Origin of the sequence: Streptomyces sp. NRRL WC-3549 (assembly GCF_000721935.1) — a bacterium.
Taxonomy (GTDB): domain Bacteria; phylum Actinomycetota; class Actinomycetes; order Streptomycetales; family Streptomycetaceae; genus Streptomyces.
Genome location: NZ_KL585426.1, coordinates 12,403 through 17,122, shown reverse-complemented (window position 1 = coordinate 17,122; position 4,720 = coordinate 12,403). Strand labels below are relative to the sequence as shown.

Below are 4,720 nucleotides of genomic sequence, written 5' to 3'. Positions count from 1 at the left end.
GCCGGGCCCGCGCCACGCGGGGATCCGCGCACTTCAGCCCGGCGACCGGCACCTGGGCGCTGCCGCTGCCGACCCTGGACCCGCGGGTGGTGGAACGCTCGGCGCGGGCGCTGGAACGCTACGGCCCCGACTTCCGCTACCGCCACTTCGCCTCGGTGAGGCACCTGCCGATGGCGATCGGGGGCGTCGCGGCGTTCGGCGCGCTGGCCGGTGCCGCCCAGGTGCCCGCACTGCGCGACTGGCTGACGAGCCGCTACGAAGCGGGCTCCGGCCCGGGCGAGGAGCGCAGGCGGCGCAGCTGGTTCACGGTCCGCTTCGTCGGGGAGGGCGGCGGCCGGCGGGTCTTCACGGAGGTCTCGGGCGGCGACCCGGGCTACGACGAGACGGCGAACATGCTCGCCCACGCGGCGCTGTGCCTGGCCATGGACGACCTTCCCCCGACATCGGGGCAGGTCACGACGGCCGAGGCGATGGGCGACGCGCTGCTGGACCGGCTGCGGTCGGCGGGGATCCGCTTCCGGGTCTGAGCCGACGGGCCGCGGCGGGCGCGGGGCCCGGGGGTCGGGGTCCGGCCGGGTGGCCGGTCCTTCGCGCGCCGAGCCCGGATGTCCCCGGAGGGCCCTGGAAGCTCAGAGCATCCAGGACGCGAGCGTGCAGACCATGGAGACGGTCCAGGCGGCTCCCGCGACGACGCCGAGGGTCATGCCCACGGCGACGCCACGCTGGGAGAGGCGTACGGTTCCGGTGCTCATGCGAGGCGTGTTGTGGTCGATCATGCGTACCAGCCTGCCCTGGATGTTCGACGAACAACATGCGGTCGTGTCCCCAGTCGGCAACAATCACCGCGCCGCCGCGCTCAGGCGACGGCCTCCCGCAACGCCGAACGGCACAGGGCGTCGGCCCGGCGGGTGGTCTCCGGCTGGCGGAAGTCGCGGGCCAGCGCGAGGGTGTGGGCGCAGGCGTTGTCCAGCCCGGTGCGGTGGCCGACGGAGACGAAGACGGGCTTGGTGCCGTCCTGGGTGCGCAACGCCCGCCCCACCTCCTCGCCTTCGTCCATCAGCGGGCTGAAGTCGCCGCGACGGGGCCCCGGTTGCGCGTGGCGGAAGGTGAACGGGTTCTTCGCGACGCCGATGGCGGGCAGGCCGGTGAGCACGCCGAGGTGGCTGGCCAGGCCGAACCGGCGCGGGTGGGCCAGCCCGTACCCGTCACAGACGACGAGCCCCGGGTCGACGGAGAGCCCCTCCAGCGCGGCGAGCACCGTGGGGATCTCCCGGAAGGCCAGCAGCCCGGGGACGTACGGGAAACTCACCCGGCCGCGCGCGGTGGACTCGGCGACCACCTCCAGGGTCCCCGCGTCCAGCACGACGGCCGCCGCGACCACGATATCCCGCCCCTCGTCGTAGGCGACGTCGACACCGGTGACGTGGCCGGTTCCGGGCGGCGGCCCGCTCTCGTCGAGCACCACCCCGGCGCGCAACGCGTCCTGCACGGCACGGGCTTCGGCCTCGTCCGCCGGCATCGGGAAGGTCGTCATGATCCGCCCAGTCTAGTGCGGCCACCGGCCGTGTCTGCCCCGGAGGAGCGTCGTCCGGGGCGTGCGATCGCAAGGCGGCCGGGAGTCCTCGTAGCGGAGCCACCAGGACTTTCGGCCGACGCGGCGAGCGTGCGTGCTGAGCGGCGCGACGGGGCGAATCTCGCCGGAAGCGGCACTGGTGCGGCGACCGGCCGTGCCGGCCCCTGCACGGGCAGCCCCTGGCTGACGCGGCACCGGAGAGATGAGGAGCGCTCCCCGCCGACCCAGGATGCGTCGGCCGAAACGGGGCAGGGGGTCAGGGGGAATCGAGCGGTGATGCAGCTCACGCCCCGCACCGGTGCACGGATCGAGGCGTTCCGGCGTCTACTCCCATGCCGGGATCCGTTCGTACGACGATGAGAGGGAGCAGGTCTTGTCCAGCGTTATCGAGCAGTCCGTGCAGGCCCGCATGGTGGCGTCCGCTCCGCGGATGGAGACCCTGCCCGCCACCCTGCACTACGACCGCAAGGACCCCTTCGCCGTCCGCATGGCCTTCCCCGGGTCGGCGACCCTGGAAGGCACCGAGGTGTCCTGGGAGTTCTCCCGCGATCTGCTGGCCACCGGGATGAACACCCCGGCCGGGATGGGCGACGTACGGGTGCGGCCCTTCGGGTACGACCGCACGGTGCTGGAGTTCCACGCCGTCGAGGGCATCGCCATGGTGCACGTCCGCACCGCCGAGCTGCGCCGTTTCCTGGAGCGGGCCCAGCGACTGGTGCCGCCGGGCGAGGAGTTCCGCTTCCTCGACATGGACCGCGACCTCACGGAACTGCTCGACGGCACCGGCTGACCGGCCCGGCCCCGGACCGCGTCCGCGGGCGGCCCGGGCCGCCCGCGGCCTCACCACCACCGCCCGCGCCACCGCTCCACGTCCCGCGGACCACACCCGCCGCGCCGCCGCACGCCCCCGGGCCCCCACGCGCGCGCCTCTCCACCGCATCCACCGCCACGCCCGCTCGCCGGGCCTTCCGGGGCGACCCTGGCGCACCGACCGGCGGAGCGTGGACCGGCCCCTCGTTCACCGCCTCCCACCTGCGCTGATAACGGTACGCAATCGGGCACCACGAAGGCCGGGCTTGGATATCAGCTTACCGCCGCCTTAACCTACGGTCACGTAACCTACGTACCCGTAGGTAAATTCTCCCGTCCCCAGGAGTACCCCGTGACGATCACCTCTCCCCACCTCGGCAGTTCCAAAGCGTGGACCGACGCCCACCTGCTCCACGCCCTGGAAGAGGTGGTCGAGAAGGAGCTCAACCGCCATCTCAAGGTCGCCAAGGACTGGATGCCCCACGAGTACGTGCCGTTCTCCGACGGCCGCAATTTCCCCGGCCTCTTCGAGGACGGCGAGGCGTGGCAGCGCGACCAGTCCAAGGTCACCGACATCGGCAAGATCGCCCTCGTGGTGAACCTGCTGACCGAGGACAACCTCCCCAGCTACCACCACGAGATCGCCACGCTCTTCGGCCGGGACGGCGCCTGGGGCACCTGGGTGCACCGCTGGACGGCCGAGGAGGGCCGGCACGGCATCGTGATGCGCGACTACCTGCTCACCTCGCGCGCCGTGGACCCGGACAAGCTCGAACAGTTCCGCATGGCGCACATGGCGGAGGGCTTCGAGTCCGACAACCGCCACTCCATGCTGCACTCCGTGGCGTACGTCGCCTTCCAGGAGCTGGCCACCCGCGTCTCCCACCGCAACACCGGCCACCAGTCCGGTGACCCGGTGTGCGACCGGATGCTGGCCCGCATCGCGACCGACGAGAACCTGCACATGGTCTTCTACCGCAATCTGCTCGGCGCGGCCTTCGAGCTCGCCCCCGACCTGACCATGCAGGCCGTACGCGACGTCGTCGTCAACTTCCGGATGCCCGGCCACGGGATGCCCGGCTTCGAGCGGGCCGCCGCGCAGATGGCCATCGGCGAGATCTACAACATGCGCATCCACCACGACGACGTGATCCAGCCCGTGCTGCGCTTCCTCAAGGTGCTCGACATCGACGGCCTGGGGCCGGAGGGCCTCAAGGCGCAGGAGGAGCTCGGCCTGTACATGGGCGGACTCGACAGCGAGGCGGCGAAGTTCGACGAGAGGCTGGCCGCCCGCAAGGCGCGCATGGCGGCCCGCGCCGGGGCCTGACCACCGGAGGGGTGGGACCGCGCGGATGCGCGCGGGTCCACCCCTCCGCGCTCGGACCGGAGCGGCTGACCCGACAGGCGTACGGAACGTACCCTGTGCCGGTGAAGCCAGTGACCCGTCTTGTTCTCTTCGGCGTGCCGATCGTCATCGCCGGTTCGATCCTGTTCAGCGGCGGCGACTCCGAGCCCCCCGAGCTCATACCCCAGGCCGCCGGTGCCGGTGCGAAGCAGTCGGACCAGGACGCTCCGGAGGCCGCCGAACCGGCCGCGGAGGACTCCGAGAAGATCGACGCGCTGCCGCCCGGGCTCGCCGCACCCGAGATGAAGGAGATCGCCTCCCGGCTGGTGTCGAGCGCGGACGCCTCCACCCTGGAGTGGCGCAGCCAGTACGGCGCGATCGAGGACCTCGGTGACGGCAACGGCTACACCGCCGGAATCGTCGGCTTCTGCTCCGGCACGAACGACATGCTGCAACTGGTCGAGTCCTACACGGACGAGCAGCCGGACAATCCGCTCGCCCGGTACCTCCCGGCGCTCCGCGCGGTGGACGGCGGCGACTCGCACGAGGGGCTCGACCCCGGATTCACCGACGCCTGGCGCGAGGCCGCCGAGGACAAGACGTTCCGCACCGCGCAGGACCGGACGCGCGACCGGCTGTACTTCGACCCAGCGGTGCGGCTGGCGAAGGTGGACGGTCTGGGCACCCTCGGCCAGTTCATCTACTACGACGCCATGGTCCTGCACGGCCCGGGACTGGAGGCGAACGGCTTCTACGGCATCCGCGACGCGGCGATGACCGAGGCGGACACGGCCGCCGAGGGCGGCGACGAGACGGCGTACCTGGACGCGTTCCTCGACAAGAGCCGGATCGCCATCAGGGCCCGCACGGTGCAGCGCGACACCAGCCGCATCGACACCGCCCAGCGGGTGTTCCTCCGCGCCGGCAATCTGGAGCTGCGCACCCCTCTGGTCTGGCGGATGTACGGGGAGAGCTTCCGCATCCCGTGACGC

Annotated in this window: 5 protein-coding genes and 1 pseudogene; 4 read left to right on the top strand and 2 right to left on the bottom strand. The window is 72.1% G+C overall.

Annotated features, from left to right (window positions below):
- Nucleotides 1-527: pseudogene (locus IH13_RS0128455) on the top strand (saccharopine dehydrogenase); the annotation flags it as partial.
- Between the two features lie 102 nt (nt 528-629).
- Here the strand turns inward: IH13_RS0128455 and mmpA are convergent.
- Nucleotides 630-776, bottom strand: a complete 147-nt coding sequence (mmpA, locus tag IH13_RS45670) for a morphogenic membrane protein MmpA (protein WP_014049624.1) — start codon at nt 774-776, stop codon at nt 630-632.
- An 80-nt stretch (nt 777-856) separates the two neighbouring features.
- The gene (locus tag IH13_RS0128445; protein ID WP_031088861.1) at nt 857-1,534 is read right to left on the bottom strand and encodes an endonuclease V; all 678 of its coding nucleotides are present in this window, start codon (nt 1,532-1,534) and stop codon (nt 857-859) included.
- Between the two features lie 412 nt (nt 1,535-1,946).
- On the opposite strand from IH13_RS0128445, the gene IH13_RS0128440 reads away from it, so the two are divergent.
- From IH13_RS0128440 to IH13_RS0128430, 3 genes are all read left to right on the top strand, one after another.
- A complete protein-coding gene (locus IH13_RS0128440; RefSeq protein WP_031088859.1) occupies nt 1,947-2,363 on the top strand; it encodes a spore wall synthesis regulator SsgD in 417 nt (138 codons plus the stop codon).
- Nucleotides 2,364-2,735: 372 nt separating this feature from the next.
- A complete protein-coding gene (locus IH13_RS0128435; protein WP_031088858.1) occupies nt 2,736-3,710 on the top strand; it encodes an acyl-ACP desaturase in 975 nt (324 codons plus the stop codon).
- Nucleotides 3,711-3,820: 110 nt separating this feature from the next.
- Complete coding sequence (locus IH13_RS0128430; RefSeq protein ID WP_031088857.1) at nt 3,821-4,717, top strand: chitosanase; 897 nt, start codon at nt 3,821-3,823, stop codon at nt 4,715-4,717.
- The last annotated feature ends 3 nt before the right edge of the window (nt 4,718-4,720 follow it).